The 14,983-nt window shown below is 70.0% G+C and carries 14 protein-coding genes; 9 read left to right on the top strand and 5 right to left on the bottom strand.

Translation table 11 applies throughout. The features are described from left to right. Positions 1-248 precede the first annotated feature (248 nt). Entirely contained in the window at positions 249-1,583 is a 1,335-nt protein-coding gene (locus tag M2437_RS09195) for a lipopolysaccharide biosynthesis protein (protein WP_253387200.1), read from the top strand. Positions 1,584-1,702: 119 nt separating this feature from the next. Here the strand turns inward: M2437_RS09195 and M2437_RS09200 are convergent, their stop codons facing one another. The 3 genes from M2437_RS09200 to M2437_RS09210 are packed head-to-tail and all read right to left on the bottom strand — an operon-like array spanning position 1,703 to position 5,880. Next, the gene (locus M2437_RS09200; protein ID WP_253387201.1) at positions 1,703-3,532 is read right to left on the bottom strand and encodes a long-chain-acyl-CoA synthetase; all 1,830 of its coding nucleotides are present in this window, start codon (positions 3,530-3,532) and stop codon (positions 1,703-1,705) included. A gap of 11 nt (positions 3,533-3,543) precedes the next feature. Next, positions 3,544-4,554 (bottom strand): homoserine O-succinyltransferase MetA, encoded by a 1,011-nt coding sequence (gene metA, locus M2437_RS09205; RefSeq protein ID WP_253387202.1) that lies wholly within the window; start codon positions 4,552-4,554, stop codon positions 3,544-3,546. Between the two features lie 33 nt (positions 4,555-4,587). Next, positions 4,588-5,880: an O-acetylhomoserine aminocarboxypropyltransferase/cysteine synthase family protein gene (locus M2437_RS09210; protein ID WP_253387203.1), complete on the bottom strand. Its 1,293-nt coding sequence runs from the start codon at positions 5,878-5,880 to the stop codon at positions 4,588-4,590. Positions 5,881-6,372: 492 nt separating this feature from the next. Between M2437_RS09210 and M2437_RS09215 the strand changes: the two genes are divergently transcribed. Both M2437_RS09215 and M2437_RS09220 read left to right on the top strand, forming a co-directional pair. After that, positions 6,373-6,807, top strand: a complete 435-nt coding sequence (locus M2437_RS09215) for a cupin domain-containing protein (RefSeq protein WP_056505522.1) — start codon at positions 6,373-6,375, stop codon at positions 6,805-6,807. A gap of 187 nt (positions 6,808-6,994) precedes the next feature. Beyond that, positions 6,995-7,876, top strand: coding sequence for a branched-chain amino acid aminotransferase (locus M2437_RS09220; protein ID WP_253387204.1), 882 nt, complete (start codon positions 6,995-6,997; stop codon positions 7,874-7,876). Positions 7,877-7,920: 44 nt separating this feature from the next. Here the strand turns inward: M2437_RS09220 and M2437_RS09225 are convergent, their stop codons facing one another. Both M2437_RS09225 and M2437_RS09230 read right to left on the bottom strand, forming a co-directional pair. Beyond that, positions 7,921-8,244, bottom strand: coding sequence for a hypothetical protein (locus M2437_RS09225; protein WP_003604914.1), 324 nt, complete (start codon positions 8,242-8,244; stop codon positions 7,921-7,923). Between the two features lie 127 nt (positions 8,245-8,371). Continuing rightward, a complete protein-coding gene (locus M2437_RS09230; RefSeq protein WP_253387205.1) occupies positions 8,372-10,075 on the bottom strand; it encodes a thiamine pyrophosphate-binding protein in 1,704 nt (567 codons plus the stop codon). 309 nt (positions 10,076-10,384) lie between these two features. Here M2437_RS09230 and M2437_RS09235 point away from each other — a divergent pair, with 309 nt between their 5' ends. From M2437_RS09235 to M2437_RS09260, 6 genes are all read left to right on the top strand, one after another. Next, positions 10,385-10,960, top strand: a complete 576-nt coding sequence (locus M2437_RS09235) for a flavin reductase family protein (RefSeq protein ID WP_253387206.1) — start codon at positions 10,385-10,387, stop codon at positions 10,958-10,960. Positions 10,961-11,093: 133 nt separating this feature from the next. After that, entirely contained in the window at positions 11,094-11,363 is a 270-nt protein-coding gene (locus M2437_RS09240; RefSeq protein WP_003604907.1) for a phosphopantetheine-binding protein, read from the top strand. 78 nt (positions 11,364-11,441) lie between these two features. After that, positions 11,442-12,644: an acyl-CoA dehydrogenase family protein gene (locus M2437_RS09245; protein ID WP_253387207.1), complete on the top strand. Its 1,203-nt coding sequence runs from the start codon at positions 11,442-11,444 to the stop codon at positions 12,642-12,644. A gap of 173 nt (positions 12,645-12,817) precedes the next feature. After that, the gene (locus M2437_RS09250) at positions 12,818-13,750 is read left to right on the top strand and encodes an amino acid--[acyl-carrier-protein] ligase (RefSeq protein WP_253387208.1); all 933 of its coding nucleotides are present in this window, start codon (positions 12,818-12,820) and stop codon (positions 13,748-13,750) included. A 17-nt stretch (positions 13,751-13,767) separates the two neighbouring features. Then, positions 13,768-14,736, top strand: coding sequence for an alpha/beta hydrolase (locus tag M2437_RS09255; protein ID WP_253387209.1), 969 nt, complete (start codon positions 13,768-13,770; stop codon positions 14,734-14,736). Then, the gene (locus tag M2437_RS09260) at positions 14,723-14,980 is read left to right on the top strand and encodes an acyl carrier protein (protein ID WP_253387210.1); all 258 of its coding nucleotides are present in this window, start codon (positions 14,723-14,725) and stop codon (positions 14,978-14,980) included. Before M2437_RS09255 ends, M2437_RS09260 begins: the two co-directional genes overlap by 14 nt. The last annotated feature ends 3 nt before the right edge of the window (positions 14,981-14,983 follow it).

The raw sequence follows: 14,983 nt of genomic DNA on the forward strand, positions 1-14,983 counted from the left end.
CCCGCCCATCGACAATCGCCACCGGTTCAGATCGGGGAGAAGTCTTGCGGGCGGCGCACCTCCTGACAATCGAGGCCGGCGGCGCATCGGGAGCGCGCCGGCCCGTACTTCCGACGTACCCCGAACGATCGAGGAATCGTCGCCGCCTCTCCCGATGTCCGCGTGGTGCGTGCGCCCACCTCGTCTAGGGTCGCTCAGGCCTCCTTCCGGCAGGCATTTCCATCGCCTCGCCCTCACTCGGACACAGCATGCCTGCCCTCCCGCGCGACCTCCGTGCCCTGGCCGGCGCCCGCCGCGCTGTTCTCGGGCGAAGGGTTCCTGGGAGACGGGTTCTCGCGCGGGGGGCGGCCGGCCCGGCGCTGTCGGTGGCCGATCAGGCGCTGGTGAGCGCCTGCAACTTCGCCACCACCATCGTGCTGGCGCACGCGCTCGGCCTTGAGGCTTTCGGCTTGTTCTCAACCGCCTGGATCGCGGTGCTGCTCACTGTCAGCCTGCAGCTCGGCCTCGTCGTCTGCCCGATGATCAGCATCGGGCCAGGCCTGGGAGACGAGGCGCGGCCCGCCTATTACGCCATCGTCCTCGTCCACGAAGCCGCCTTCCTGACGCTCGCCGGCGGGGCTGTCGCGATCGGGCTCGCCTTGGCTTTCGGCGACCGGGCGCTGGGGCTCGCGGCGGGCGTGGCCTGCGCCGCCCACCTCGCCCAGGACTTTTGCCGCCGCTACCTGTTCGCCCGCGGGCGGCCGCCGGTCGTTCTGGGAATCGATGCGCTCAACCAGGGGATCAAGCTCGCGGGCCTGATCCTGCTCAGCCGGGCAGGGATGCTCTCGCCGACCCGCGCCCTGGAGGTCGTCGCGGCCTCGGCCGCCCTGTCCTGCCTCTGCGCGATCCCGTTCCGGGGTGCGCTGGCGTGGCGGGCGGGCGAGTTCGGCACAGCGAGCCGGCGGCAATGGCATTCCGGCCGCTGGCTGGTGCTCACGGGATTGATGCAGTGGCTGAGCGGCTATGGCGGCCTGCTCGTCGCCGGAGCCCTGCTCGGCGTGACGCTGATCGGCGTGCTGCGCGCGGCGCAGAGCATTCTCGGGGTCCTCAACCTGATCCGCGACGCCCTCGAGAACATCGTCCCGCCGATCGCCGGCCGGGCCCTGGCGCAGGGCGGCCTCCACGGTCTGCGGCCGGTCATCGGCATCACCGCCGCCATCGGCTTTGCCGGGGGCCTGAGCTTCACGGCGCTGCTGGCGCTCACCGGCAAGAGCCTGCTCGCGGCGGCGTTCGGGCCGGACATGGCGGCCTATGCCTGGGTGGTGGCGTGGTACTCGCTGCTGTTTCCGGTCTCGCTCGTGTCCTTCGCGCAGATCTGCGCGTTTCGCGCCCTGGAGCGGACGGGTGCAGTCTTCGCCGCGACGGCCGCGGCGGCGGCCCTCAACCTCGCCCTGGTTTACCCGGCGGTGCGCGGGTTCGGCATTGAGGGCCTGCTCGGCGTGGCGATCACGAGCGAAGTGCTGGTGTGCCTCGTCCTCGCCGGCTTGCTACGGCGCGTTCTGCGTGCCCCGTCAGGTACACTCGGCAGCCTTCAGCCGGCTTGAGGATCGGGTTTCGAAAGGGATCATCCCTTTCGCGGGTCCAGGGCGGAGCCCTGGTTGAGGGAAGCCGGGGCGCTGCCCCGGCGCCCCGCCAAAGGGATGATCCCTTTGGATTCCCCGCATCAAAGCCGAAGCCCGCCCCCGGCGATCTGCGCGTAGAGCGCTTGGTCGATCCGGCGGTAGGCGCCGTCGCGGTCGATGTAGAGCGGGTCGTCGGTCCGGGCGGGGTCGAAGCCGTCCTCGGCCAGCGCGACCTTCTTCTGCTTGAAGGTCTCGGTGTGGCCGAGTTCGTCGCTCAGGCGCAGGAACAGCGGCCGGGCATAGGCCGGAAGCCGGGTTTTCATCTCGGCGTGCAGCTGCGCGAGGTCGAAATCCGGCCCGACCGCGAGCGCCGCCATGCCGGCCCGGCCCTCCGCCCCCGGCACGGACACGCCGTAGACGTTGGCCTCGCACACGCCCGCGACGCGGTGGAGCGCCTCAGCGACCTCGGTGGTGGCGACGTTCTCCCCCTTCCAGCGGAACGTGTCGCCGATCCGATCGACGAACGTGAAGAAGCCCTGCGCATCTCGGCGCATCAGGTCGCCAGTGCGCATCCAGGCATCACCGGGTTCGATCACGTCGCGCAGCACCTTGCGCGCGCTCTCGGCGGCGCTGGTATAACCCTCGAATGTGTATTCCGCCCGCTCCGAGAGCCGGCCGAGCAATTCGCCAGACTCGCCGAACTCGGCCGGGATGCAGCGCCCCCGCGCGTCGCGCGCCGGCAGGCCCGTGGTGACGTCGTGGCGCACAATCAGGGCCGGCGAGCGCCGGGCCATGTACGAGGGCACGCGCCCCACCGCTCCGACGCGGCCCTCGACATTGTAGAGCGAGAGCGTGCCCTCGGTCGCGGCGTAGAATTCGAGGATGCGGGGGATCGCGAAGCGCGCCTGGAACGCCTCCCAGACGTCCGCGCGCATGCCGTTGCCGGTGCAGAGCCGCAGGCGGTGCCGACCCTCGGCGGGGTCGGGCGCAGCGAGCGTGAGATAGCGGCACAGCTCGCCGATATACTGGAATAGGGTCGCCCCGCTCTCGGCCACATCGGCCCAGAACCGGCTGGCGGAGAACTTCTCGCGGATCACCACCGAGCCGCCGCCGAGCAGCACCGAGCCCGGGGCCACCACGCCGCCGACGCTGTGATAGAGCGGCAGGCAATCGTACATGCGGTCGTCGGGCGTCGGGTCGATCAGGCCGGCGAACCAATGGGTCCACATCATCACCCGGTGGTGGCTCACCCGCGCGGCCTTGGGCAGGCCGGTGGTGCCGGAGGTGTAGATCAGCAGCGCCGGATCGCGCAGCGTGACGGGTGGCGCCTCGTCGGACCCGAGCGGAGCCTCGCGAAACTCCGCCGACGCCGCGGCGAGCGAATCACGCGCGTCCGGCCCCTGCCACACGATCTCCGGCGGCTCGGCGAGATGGGGCAGGGCTCCCTCCAGCACCTCGGCGAGGTCGCTGGCGGCGATGACGAGGCGGGGGGCGGCGACCGTAAGGCAATGGGCGAGGCCGGCGCCGCGCAGGTGGGTGTTGAGCAGAGCCACGCAGACGCCGACGCGGGTGAGCCCGAGCCAGACCGCGAGATAATCCGGGCAGCTCCGCATCAAGAGGGCGACGGTGTCGCCCTTGGCGAGCCCGCGCGCCAGCGCCCAGCGGGCGTAGCGGTTGCGGCGGGCGGCGAGTTCCCGATGGCTCAAGGTCTCGTCCCGGCCGATCAGGGCCGGCGCATGGGGGCGCTCGGCGGCGACCGCATCCAGCACGAGGGGGAAGATGCGCTCCGGGCTCGCGTCGATCCGCGCCGTGCGGGCCAGGGCTTCGAGCCAGCCGGCGGTGGAGGAGGGCCGGGGCGGCGGGGCCGCGCTGTCCGGTTCCGGGCGTCCCTCGAGCGGATCGGGGGAGGCTGCGGCGAAAGTCTGGTCCATCGCGGGCGCTCTCACGCGGCGAGCGCGACGCGGTCCGAGACCAGCGCGAGCCAGTTGCGGAACAGCCCGGCGGCGGCCTCCTGCCAAGCGGCCGGACGGGGCAGGGTCTCGGCCATCGTCGGGAAGTCGGCGTGCAGGGCGGGCGAGCGATAGGCCCGTGCCACCGCGGCGAAGGCGTCGAGACGCAGGACGGCCTCGTCGACGTAGTAATTCTCGGGCAGCGCGGGCGGGGTGTCCCGCTCGCCATCGAGGAAGCGGCCGATGTCCCGGCGGTACTCGCGGGCGAGCGTATCGCCGTCATATTCCGGATGGCCCTGGAGGAAGACCATCGAGGCACCGCGCTCGCGGACGAATAGATCGACCCCGACCTGTTCGGAGCGCCGCAGGACGCGGTAGCCGCGGGCGGTCAGCGCCTGTTCCGGCAGGTCGTTCCAGCGCGAATGCGGCACCGGCACGCTCGCCGGCATCCCCGCGAGCAACGGATGGTGGGCGACCGCCGTGCAAGCATAGATGCCGGAATGCTTGGTCGGCAGCGGCCGGCGCTCGATACCATCGAGGTGCAGCACGGCCGCGTGCGCGGCCAGACACGAGAACAAGGTCGGGACGCCGCTCGCATCCACCCAATCCACCACCGCCGCGAGCGCCGGGAAGAACGGCTCGTCGGCAAGACGCTCGGCCTTCGGCTCGGCGCCGGTGACGACGAGGGCATCGAGCCCGGCTCCTGCCAGCGCATCTTGGGCCAACGCGCCTCGCGCCTCGTAGAAGCGATCGAGATGGGCGCGGGCGAGGGGGCCGCGCGGGACCGTATCGAGGCTGAACAGGCGCAGCTCGACGCCTGGGCCGATCAGGCGCCGGAACTGGCGCTCAGTCTGCACCAGGGCGCTGTCGGGCATGTTGTTGAGGAGGCCGACGCGAAGCTTTGGCTGCGCCGGCTCGGGCCACGCGACGCCGCCGACTGCGCCGAGATCCAGCTCCGCCGCGGGCAGGCTCACGGGTTGGATCGGGGTGCCGTAGTCCAGCATGGCGGGTCTCCTCCGCAAACGATGGGGAAGGGTTCAGGCCGCGAGTGCGGCGGGGGCCACGGCGGCGAGCGCCTGTTCGAGGTCTTCGAGGATGTCGTCGATATGCTCGATGCCGACGCTGAGCCGGATCGTCTCCGGCAGCACGCCCGCCACCCGCTGCTCGTCGCGGGTCATCTGCCGGTGCGTGGTCGAGGCCGGATGGCAGGCGAGCGATTTGGCGTCGCCGATATTGACGAGGCGCTTCACCAGCTTCAGCGCGTCGTAGAACGTCTTGCCGCCCTCGAAGCCGCCCGCAACGCCGAAGGTCAGGAGCGAGGAGCCTTCGCCCTTCAGGTACTTGCGCGCCATTGGGTGGTTCGGGCTGTCTTCGAACCCGGCATAGTTCACCCAGGCGATCTGGGGGTGCGCCCGCAGGTGCTCGGCGACCTTGCGCGCGTTCGCGACATGGCGCTCGACCCGCAGCGCGACCGTCTCGATGCCCTGAAGCAGCAGGAAGGCCGACATCGCCGGCAATACGGCGCCGGTGGTGCGCTGGTAGACGCTGCGCGCCCGCGCGGCGAAGGCGCCGGGGCCGAAATGGTCGGCGTAGACGAGGCCGTGATAGGAGACGTCCGGCCGCGTGAACATCGGGAAGCGCTCAGCCTGCGCCGTCCAGTCGAAGCGCCCGGAATCGACGATGATGCCGCCGAGCGTGGTGCCGTGGCCGCCCATGAACTTGGTGAGCGAGGCGATGACGATGTCGGCCCCGTAATCGATCGGCCGCATCAGGATCGGGGTCGGCACGGTGTTGTCGACCACGAGCGGCACGCCGTGGGCGTGGGCGACCGCCGCCAGGGCCTCGATATCGCAGATATTGCCGGCCGGGTTGCCGATCGATTCGCAGTAGACGGCGCGGGTGTCGCCATCGATCAGCGCCGCGATATCCTCGGCCCGATCGCTCGCGGCGAAGCGGCAGGTGATGCCCTGGCGCGGCAGGACGTGAGCCAGCAGCGTATGCGTCGTGCCGTAGAGCTGGGGCACCGCAACGATGTTGCCGCCGTGATCCGCCAGGGTGGCGATGGCGTAGTGGAGCGCGGCCTGTCCCGAGGCGACGGCGAGCGCCGAATGGCCTCCCTCCAGTTCCGCCACGCGCCGCTCCAGCACGGCGACCGTCGGGTTAGCGATCCGGCTGTAGCGAAAACCCTCTTCCTCCAGGTTGAACAGGGCGGCGCCGTGGTCGGCGCTGTCGAAGGCGTAGGCGACGCTCTGATAGATCGGCACAGCGACCGCGTGCGTGGCCGGATCGTGGTCGAAGCCGGCATGAAGGGCGATCGTTTCGCTGCGCATGTCTTGAAGCTGTCCCGAAACCGCGGAGTTGAGGCCTTGAGCGCAAGGCCTGGACCAGACTTTGCCGTACCGGAACGGGATGACAGCTTGCGAGACTTGCTGAACGCGAAACTTCGACAAGTCTTGATCGATGACTTCGATGATGGGAAAATCGCCCGGCAGACGTCGGCTCCGGCCGCACGGCACCGTCTTTCCGGCCCAATCTCTGTTGCCCGGCCCATGTCTCGAAACGGGGCAGGCGTGCCAAATCGGCTCTAGTCTTGATACGGCGGAAGATCGGTTGAAATTCGACAGTCTTCGCCGGCCGTCGCGTTAGTCATAACCGCACAATCGACTTGTCATGCGATCGGAGCCGTGATTTCCGATAAGCTCGGCGCTTCCGGAATGGTCCCGAACGCCCGCTCCCTTTGTCATCAACGCGTTCTCGTGCGCCGAACCGGCGCCCGTTTCGGCGGAGAGCGCTACAGCGAGGATGCCGTGTCGACCACAGCGATGATTCCGTCCGTGACCTCGGGCGAGCTGCGCGCCGCCCCGATCGAGCCGAGCTGGATCCACGAGGGACGGCCCGTGGCCCGCAACACCATGCTCTCGCGCAGCGCCGACGGCATGGCCTGGACCCTGGTCTGGGACTGCACCGCCGGCCGGTTCGAGTGGCACTACGACATCGACGAGACGATCCACTTCATCGAGGGCTCGGCCACGATCAGCGACGGCCTCTCCCCGCCCAAGACCTTCCGGGCCGGCGATGTGTTGTTCATTCCCCGCGGCGCGGTCTGCCATTGGCATGTCGAGAGCTACGTGCGGAAGGTCGCCTTCTGCCGGAAGACGCAGCCGAAGGTCGTGGCGCTCGCCCTGCGCGCGGCCGGCAAGGCCAAGCGGATGCTGAGCCGCCGCTCCGGCGCCGGCAGCGCGCTCGAAGCCGCCTGAATGCATCGAGGCTGAGCCTCAGACGCCGGCGGTCGCCTCCGCGGCCTTGGCTTTCGTTCCGCTCTGTATTCGGAAGGACGGTTCGTCCTCCCGAACCCGCTCCACGGGGCGCTCTTCGCGCCCGGCTGGCGGTGCCATCGCTCTTCGAGCGATGGCCGGTTCAGCACATCCCGGAGGCTCGGCCGCGATGACGACTCCCGATCACGACACCTCGCTCCCCGACACCTGGACCTTCTTCGAGGGCGCGTGGCACCCCGGTAACGTCCGGATCATGGGGCCGCGCACCCACGGTGCGTGGCTCGGCTCGACGGTGTTCGATGGCGCCCGCGCCTTCGAGGGCGTCACGCCCGACCTCGACCTGCACCTCGCCCGGGTCAACCGCTCGGCCACCGCCCTCGGTCTCACGCCGAAGGTCGCGGTCGAGGAGTGGGCCCGGCTCGTCGCCGAGGGGCTGACGCGCTTTGCGCCCGATGCCGAACTCTACATCCGGCCGATGTACTGGGCCGAGAGCGGGTTTGCCGGGGGCGTGCGCTTCGATCCCACCTCCACCAACTGGTGCCTGTCGCTCTACACCGCGCCGATGCCGCTGCCGTCGGGCGTCAAGGCGACGCTCTCGCCCTTCCGCCGTCCGTCGATCGAGGTCGCCCCCGTCGATGCCAAGGCCGGCTGCCTCTACCCCAACGGGGCGCGGGCGCTCACTGAGGCTTTGTCGCGCGGCTTCGGCAACTGCCTGATGCTCGACGGGCTCGGCAACGTCGCCGAATTCGCCAACGCCAATGCGTTCTTCGCGCAAGACGGGGTGGTCTACACCCCGGTCCCGAACGGGACGTTCCTCGCCGGCATCACCCGCGCCCGCGTCCTCGCGCTGTTGCGCGGGGCCGGTGTCACGGTGGTGGAGAAGACGCTGCGCTACGAGGACTTCCTGAGCGCCGACGAGGTCTTCACCGCCGGCAACTTCGCCAAGGTCGCCCCAGTCACCGGGCTCGATGACATACGCTTCGAGCCAGGGCCGGTGTTTCGCCTCGCACGCCAGCTTTACTGGGATTTCGCGCACGGGCGGCTGTCGTAGCGGCACAAAGTTCAAGCTTTGCAGCCGCCACAGACTCATCTCGGTTAGCAGCTCAGACGGCGGCGCTCACGGCGACCGAAGGTCTGGTAGTGCGCAGCTCCGGATTCCATCTGGCCCCGTCGGACAGCACGAAGCACGTCCGGATTGCAGCGCAGATACTCGCGCTCATCGAAGCCGTAATCACGACGGCCATAGCCACGACCACCATAGCCACGGCCACGGTCCTCGTCGTCGTAATCGCGGCCACCATAGCCACGGCCGCGTTCTTCGTAGCCATAGTCACGGCTGCCGTAGGGCTGGGCCGAAACTGAGGCGATGGATCCCATCAAGCCCAGGCCTACGGCCGCCACTGCATAAATCGCCTTCATATCGGGTGGTCTCCTCATCAGCCGCTAGGAACGCGACGAAACGAATTTTGGTTCGCGGCCGGGGCCGAACGGCCATGCTTGTCTCTCGCACGCTTCGCCCGAACGGTCTTGGGGTGGCTTCGATGTTTCAATCGCCCGCCAGCGCCTGCTCGCGGATCGCCGTGAGGCTCAGGCCCGGCGTGATCGCATCGACCGAGAACTTCACGTGGATGATCGCCGGGCGCTGCGCCGCCAGGGCCTCGTCCAATGCCGCCGGAAAATCCTCGGTCCGCTCCACGGTGAAGCCGACGCCGCCGAAGGCGCGGGCATAGGCGGCAAAGTCCGGGTTCACGAGGTCGGTGGCGAGGACACGGCCCGGAAAATCGCGCTCCTGATGCATGCGGATCGTGCCGTAGCTCGCATTGTCGGCGACGATGCAGACGATGTTCAGGCCATACTGCACGGCGGTCGCGAATTCCTGGCCGTTCATCAGGAAGTCGCCGTCACCGTTGATCGCGATCACGGTGCGGTCGGGAAAGATCCGCTTCATCGCCACAGCCGCCGGCACGCCGTAGCCCATCGAGCCGGAGGTCGGCGCCATGTGGGTGGCAAGGCGGCGGAAGCGGTAGAAGCGGTGGATCCAGGCGGCGTAGTTGCCCGCGCCATTGCACAGGATCGCGTCCTCCGGCAGCGCCTCGCGCAGATGCACCATCACCTGCCCGAGATTGACCGGGCCGGGCTGCGGCGTCGGGGTCTGCGACCACGCCAGATACGCGTCATGGGCCGCACGGGTCTCAGCCGCCCACGGGACGGAGGCCGGCGCCTTGAGCCGCGCCAGAGCCGCCGCCATCCGGGCGGGCGCGGCGGTGATGCCGAGATGCGGAACGTAGACCCGGCCGAGTTCCTCCGCTCCGGGATGGATGTGGACGAGGCGGGTGCGGGGGGCCGGGATGTCGAGGAGCGAATAGGTCTGGCTCGCGACCTCGCCGAGGCGGCCGCCGAGCACGATCATCAGGTCGGCGGCCTTGGCCCGCGCCACCAGCTTCGGGTTGGCGGCAAGCCCGAGATCGCCCGCGTAGTTCGGATGCAGCGGGTCGAACAGCGGCAGGCGGCGGTAGCTCGTGGCCACCGGCAGATCGAAGGCCTCAGTGAAGCGGCGGATATCGGCATAGGCCTGCTCGGTCCAGCGGCTGCCGCCGAGCACCAAGAGGGGGTTTTTCGCCTCCGCCAGCAGGGCGGCGAGGGACGCGAGATCCTCCGCGCCGGGCGCGGCCTCGACGGCGTGGAAGGGCGGGGCCAGCGGCCCTTCCGCGGCGTCCTTCAGCATGTCCTTCGGCAGCGCCACCACCACTGGACCCGGCCGGCCGCCGGTGGCGGTGTGGAAGGCCCGCGAGACGTATTCCGGCATCCGCGCGCCGGTCTCGATCTCGGTGGCCCATTTCGCGATCGGCCCGAAGGCGGCGCGGTAATCGACCTCCTGCCACGCCTCGCGGTCGCGCAGACCCCGCTCGATCTGGCCGACGAACAGGATCATCGGCGTGGAATCCTGCTGGGCGATGTGAATGCCGGCCGAGGCGTTGGTGGCGCCGGGACCGCGGGTGACGAAGCAGATGCCGGGCTGCCCCGTCGCCTTGCCGTGGGCTTCCGCCATCATCGCCGCGCCGCCCTCCTGGCGGCAGACGGTGAGGGCGATGCCCGATTCGTAGAGCGCATCGAGCACCGGGAGGTAGCTCTCGCCCGGTACCGCGAAGACGTGGGTGACGCCGTTGGCCGCGAGCTGATCCACGAGCGCCTGGGCGGCGTTCCGCCCGCGGCTTCGGGCGGGGAGGGCGGCGTCAGGGCTCTGGGACATCGCTTCGATCTCGCTAGACGGCAGGACGCGTCCCGGTTCGGGACCATCCCTCGGCACATCCTGCGGTTCGTACCGGAACTGAACAGTTTCCGGCCCGTCCAGCCGGGCCCTGGACTTGCACAGACGAGCCGCAAGGACAGGCAACGACATAGAGATGAACCGATAACGTCCGGTTTCGACCGGTGCGGAACGGGCAGGTTTCACAAGGTCCCATTTCAGATCGACGAACGGATTGCGAACCATGCTTGCGCACCGGAGATCATCGACACCGGGCAGCTCGGCCGGCTCGTTCGGCAGATGGGGGGCGTGATGGCCGCCGCCGCGCTGGCGCCGGAGCCCGCCATCGACGGGGGGCTCCTCAAGCAGGCGATGCGCCGCCTCGTCGGCGGGGTCGTCGTGATCACCGCCGGAACCGGCGAGGACCGAGTCGGGCTCACCGCGACCTCGGCGGTCTCCCTCTCCGTCGATCCGCCGACCATGCTGGTCTGCGTCAACCGCGCCTCCTCGACCTGGCCGGTCATCGCCCGGCGGCGGCATTTCTGCGTCAGCATCCTCGAGGCCGGGCAGCAGGCGACCGCCGAGCGCTTCGCCGGCATCGGCGGGTTGCGGGGCGCCGCCCGCTATCGCGACGCGGATTGGACGATCATGGAATCGGGCGCCTCCGGCCTCACCGAGGCGCAGGCCATCGTTGATTGCGCGCTGGAAGAAGTCATCGAGCGGCACAGTCACGCCATCCTTCTCGGCGCGGTGCGCGCGGTGCGTCTGAACCGGATCGAGCGGCCCTCCCTGGCCTATAGCGGCGGGCGCTTCATCGGAATCTCACCGGATGAGGCGGCACGCAGCATCGGTCGCATTCACAATGCCGCTGACAACAAGACAGATTAACCAGCATCACACTTAGCATCGATAAATGCTTTTTCGGCACAATCAGCAAGAGTATTGATAAAACTCAGGCTGTATTGAAATCGAAGCGGTCACAGACCAATCCAGTCGGCACAGACCAAAGGGAAAAAGGACAATGTCGCAAGCGGTGGCAGCCAGCGTCGCGGATCGCACCATGGGCCTCGCCTACGCGATCGCCGCGCGCCACGCGATCAAGCCGAAATTCGATCAAGCGGACGCCCTGGTCGATGTCGGGCTCTCGTCGCTCGATCTCGTCAACCTGATGGTCGCGGTCGAGGCGGAGTTCGACATCATGATCCCGCCGGCGAGCCTGACGCCGAAGAACTTCTACTCGATCGAGACCATCGCCCGGATGGTCGAGAGCGTCCGCGGCCCGAACGCCTGACCAGCCCGGACGCCGCCCCTCACGAACATCCCTGACGTGCCGCCGGCCCGGCCGGCTTCAGTCCAACGGAGCCCAGCCATGACGATGCAGCCCACGACCCGGCCTGACGGTTACGTCGGTGATGCCGCCGACCTTCTGACCCGCGCGGCGGCCGCCGCCGCGATCGCCGCCACCCATGCGGACGCGGTGGACCGCGACGGGCGCTTCCCCGAGGAAGCCATCGCCGCCTTCCGCTCACAGCGCCTGCTCGGTGCGGCCGTGCCGATCGAACTCGGCGGGGAGGGCGCCTCGGTCCGGATGCTGGCCGAAATCTGCTACGTGCTGGGCCGCGCCTGCGCTTCATCGGCGATGATCTTCGCCATGCACCAGACCAAGGTGGCCTGCCTGATCCGGCATGGCCGCGGCGAGCCCTGGCAGGACGGCCTCCTGCGCCGCATCGCCGGCGAACAGCTCCTGATGGCGTCCTCGACGACCGAGGGCCAGGGCGGCGGCAATGTCCGCTCCTCCTCCGCGGCGATCGAGGCCGACGGCGATGCGCTCACCCTGGAGCGGGCCGCGACCGTGATCTCCTACGGCGCGCAGGCCGACGGCGTCGTCACCGTCGCCCGCCGCTCGGCCGAGGCTGGCCCTTCCGACCAAGTGCTCTGCGTCTTCCTGCGTGAGGACTACACCCTGGAGCGCCTGAGCGGCTGGGAAACGCTCGGCATGCGCGGCACCTGCAGCAGCGGCTTCCGCCTCGTCGCCCGCGGCCGCCCCGAGCAGGTGCTCGCCGCCCGCTACAGCGACATCCACAACTGGACCATGACGCCGGTCTCGCACATCCTCTGGTCGAGCGCCTGGACCGGCATCGCCGCCTCCGCGGTCGATCGCGCCCAGGCCTTCACCCGCACGGCGATGCGCGGCGCGGGCGGCGTCGCCCCGCCCGGCGCGCTGCACTATGCCCGCGCGGTCTCCAGCCTGAAGCAGGCCCGCGCCCTCGTCACGCAGGCGCTCGACACCTTCGAGGGAGCTGAGGGCGACCCGGCGGCTCTGGCCGGCCTCGACGTGCAGACCGCGCTGACGATGCTCAAGGTCGAAGTCTCCGAACTCGCCGTCGCCACCGTGTCGAGCGCGCTGCGCGCCAATGGGCTGGCCGGCTACCGCCAGGACGGGGCGTTCAGCATCGGCCGGGCGCTGCGCGACATCCTCTCGGCGCCGATCATGATCCACAACGACCGGATCCTGGCCAACCTCGCCACCGCGACGCTGATGTCGCCCGTCGCCGCCTCGCTCAGCGCCTGAAGGCGCTCGGCGAGGTTCGTTCCCGCCTCGAACGCCGGCGGTCGCCTCGGCGACCTTGGCTCTCGCTACGCTCGACGCCTCGGCTCGGCCGAGGCCCGCTCCGCGGGGCGCTCTTCGCGCCCGACAGGCGGAGCAAAGGCACCACTGTCCCCTTTGCCGAAGGACTGCCCGCCATGAACATGTCCGTGATGAACGCGCCGGCCTCGCCGCCCGCGACCGACCCGCTCGACGCCCTGTTCGATGCGATGTTCAAGCCGATGAACGCGCAGGGCGTCTACGCCCGCACCGGCGCCTACGAGTCGGTGGTCGAGGCGCTGGCCGCTTTCATCTCGACGCGGCGCGAGGCCGAGACGGAAGTGTTCCGCTTCCCGCCGGTGATGAGCCGGGCGCATCTGGAGCGGCACGGCTACCTCAAGAGCTTTCCGAACCTCCTCGGCTGCGTCTCCTGCCTGGAAGGCACCGAGACGGAGATCCGCGCCTCGGCCGACAAGCATCTGGAGGGCGGCGACTGGACCGCGGACCTCGAGACCGCCGACCTCGTGCTGACCCCGGCCGCCTGCTACCCGGTCTATCCGATCGCCGCCGCCCGCGGCGCGGTGCCGGCCACCGGCTACCGCTTCGACGTCGCGTGCGACTGCTTCCGTCGTGAGCCCTCGCGCCATCTCGACCGGCTGCAATCCTTCCGCATGCGCGAATACGTCCGCATCGGCACGCCGGAGCAGATCGTCGCCTTCCGCGAGAGCTGGATCGCCACCGCCACCGCGATGGCCGACGAACTCGGGCTGCCCTACACGGTCGAGACCGCGAGCGACCCGTTCTTCGGCCGGCTCGGCCAGATCATGGCCTTCAGCCAGCTCGAACAGGCGCTGAAGTTCGAGCTGCTGATCCCGCTCCGGGGGGCGGCCGCCGGCACCGCCTGCATGAGCTTCAACTATCACCGCGAGCATTTCGGCACGACCTGGGGCCTGAACCTAGAGGATGGCGAGCCCGCCCATACCGGCTGCGTCGCCTTTGGCATGGACCGCCTCGCGGTGGCTCTGTTCGCCACCCACGGCGAGCACATCGACGCGTGGCCGGCCCCGGTCCGCGCGGCGCTGAAGCTCTGACGTCAGGGCGCCGTTCGATGCCGCTCGATCCGCATGTCAGCCGCTTCCTCGACATGATGGCGCTCGGAAGCTCGGACGGCATCACCCTCGACGCCCGCCGGGAGGGGATGCGCGGGCTCGCGCGCCTCGCCGGGCTAAGCGCCGAGGGCGTCGCGACCCGTGACCTCGTCCTGCCGGGTCCGGCCGGGCCGCTCTCCGCGCGGCTCTACGCGCCCGAGGGCCAAGAGCGGGGCCCCGGCCTCGTCTACCTGCACGGCGGCGGCCTCGTGACCGGCGGCCTCGACACCCATGACGGACTCTGCCGGGTGCTGGCCGAGGCCGGCGCCCTGCGCATCGTCTCGGTCGATTACCGGCTCGCGCCCGAACACCCGTTCCCGGCCGCCCTCGACGACGCGCTGGCGGCGATGGACGGGGTCGCCGCGCAGGCGGACACGCTCGGGATCGATCCGGCCCGGCTCGGGATCGGGGGCGATTCCGCCGGGGCCGGGCTCGCCGCACGGGTCTGCCAGGAGCGGCGCGGCGGCCCGATCCGGGCGCAGCTCCTGATCTGCCCCGTGCTCGACGTGCACGGCAGCCACCCCTCGCGCCGCGATTTCGCTCAAGGATACTTCCTCGACGAGGCGACGATCCGGCGCGACCTTGCGGCCTGCGGCCCCGAGGCCGCTGGCCCGTCGCCCCGCCTCTCGCCCCTGCGCGAGGCCGATCTGACCGGCCTGCCCCCGGCCCGCATCCACACGGCGGAATACGATCCTGTCCGCGACGAGGGGGCGGCCTATGCCGAGCGTCTGGAGCGGGCGGGCGTCGAGACCGCCCACACCGTTCACGCCGGCATGATCCACTTCTTCTACGGCCTCGGGCGGCTGGTGCCGCGCGGCCGGCCGATCCTGTCCGAGATCGCCCGCGACTTCGGCGCCTGCCTCCGCGGCGCCTCCTACCCCCCCTTTTCCCAACCCAGCCTTGAGGAGAACCATTATGTCCCTGCGTGAGACCGTCTTCGCCGAGATTGCCGCCATCGCCGCCGAGCAGGAAAAGGCGATGCCGCCGATCACCGACGAGCTCGTGATGCTCGACACCGAGTTCGACTCGCTCTGCTTCGCGCTCCTCGTCGCGCGGATGGAGGATCTCACCGGCGCCGACCCGTTCGGCGAAATGGATGCCTCCGACCTGCCGGTGACGGTCGGCGACCTCGTCGCCCTCTACGACCGCGCCGCGGCCCGGCAGGCGGCCTGACCC

This window comes from Methylorubrum pseudosasae, assembly GCF_029504475.1.
GTDB classification, from domain to species: Bacteria; Pseudomonadota; Alphaproteobacteria; order Rhizobiales; family Beijerinckiaceae; genus Methylobacterium; species Methylobacterium extorquens.

Coding starts and splice junctions, on each gene's coding strand:
- metA (WP_253387202.1), bottom strand. CDS start 4,554: ATGCTGGACTACGGCACCCCGATCCAACCCGTGAGCCTGCCCGCGGCG.
- M2437_RS09200 (WP_253387201.1), bottom strand. CDS start 3,532: ATGGACCAGACTTTCGCCGCAGCCTCCCCCGATCCGCTCGAGGGACGC.
- M2437_RS09235 (WP_253387206.1), top strand. CDS start 10,385: ATGGCCGCCGCCGCGCTGGCGCCGGAGCCCGCCATCGACGGGGGGCTC.
- M2437_RS09255 (WP_253387209.1), top strand. CDS start 13,768: ATGCCGCTCGATCCGCATGTCAGCCGCTTCCTCGACATGATGGCGCTC.
- M2437_RS09210 (WP_253387203.1), bottom strand. CDS start 5,880: ATGCGCAGCGAAACGATCGCCCTTCATGCCGGCTTCGACCACGATCCG.
- M2437_RS09215 (WP_056505522.1), top strand. CDS start 6,373: ATGATTCCGTCCGTGACCTCGGGCGAGCTGCGCGCCGCCCCGATCGAG.
- M2437_RS09260 (WP_253387210.1), top strand. CDS start 14,723: ATGTCCCTGCGTGAGACCGTCTTCGCCGAGATTGCCGCCATCGCCGCC.
- M2437_RS09195 (WP_253387200.1), top strand. CDS start 249: ATGCCTGCCCTCCCGCGCGACCTCCGTGCCCTGGCCGGCGCCCGCCGC.
- M2437_RS09240 (WP_003604907.1), top strand. CDS start 11,094: ATGTCGCAAGCGGTGGCAGCCAGCGTCGCGGATCGCACCATGGGCCTC.
- M2437_RS09225 (WP_003604914.1), bottom strand. CDS start 8,244: ATGAAGGCGATTTATGCAGTGGCGGCCGTAGGCCTGGGCTTGATGGGA.
- M2437_RS09230 (WP_253387205.1), bottom strand. CDS start 10,075: ATGTCCCAGAGCCCTGACGCCGCCCTCCCCGCCCGAAGCCGCGGGCGG.
- M2437_RS09245 (WP_253387207.1), top strand. CDS start 11,442: ATGACGATGCAGCCCACGACCCGGCCTGACGGTTACGTCGGTGATGCC.
- M2437_RS09250 (WP_253387208.1), top strand. CDS start 12,818: ATGAACATGTCCGTGATGAACGCGCCGGCCTCGCCGCCCGCGACCGAC.
- M2437_RS09220 (WP_253387204.1), top strand. CDS start 6,995: ATGACGACTCCCGATCACGACACCTCGCTCCCCGACACCTGGACCTTC.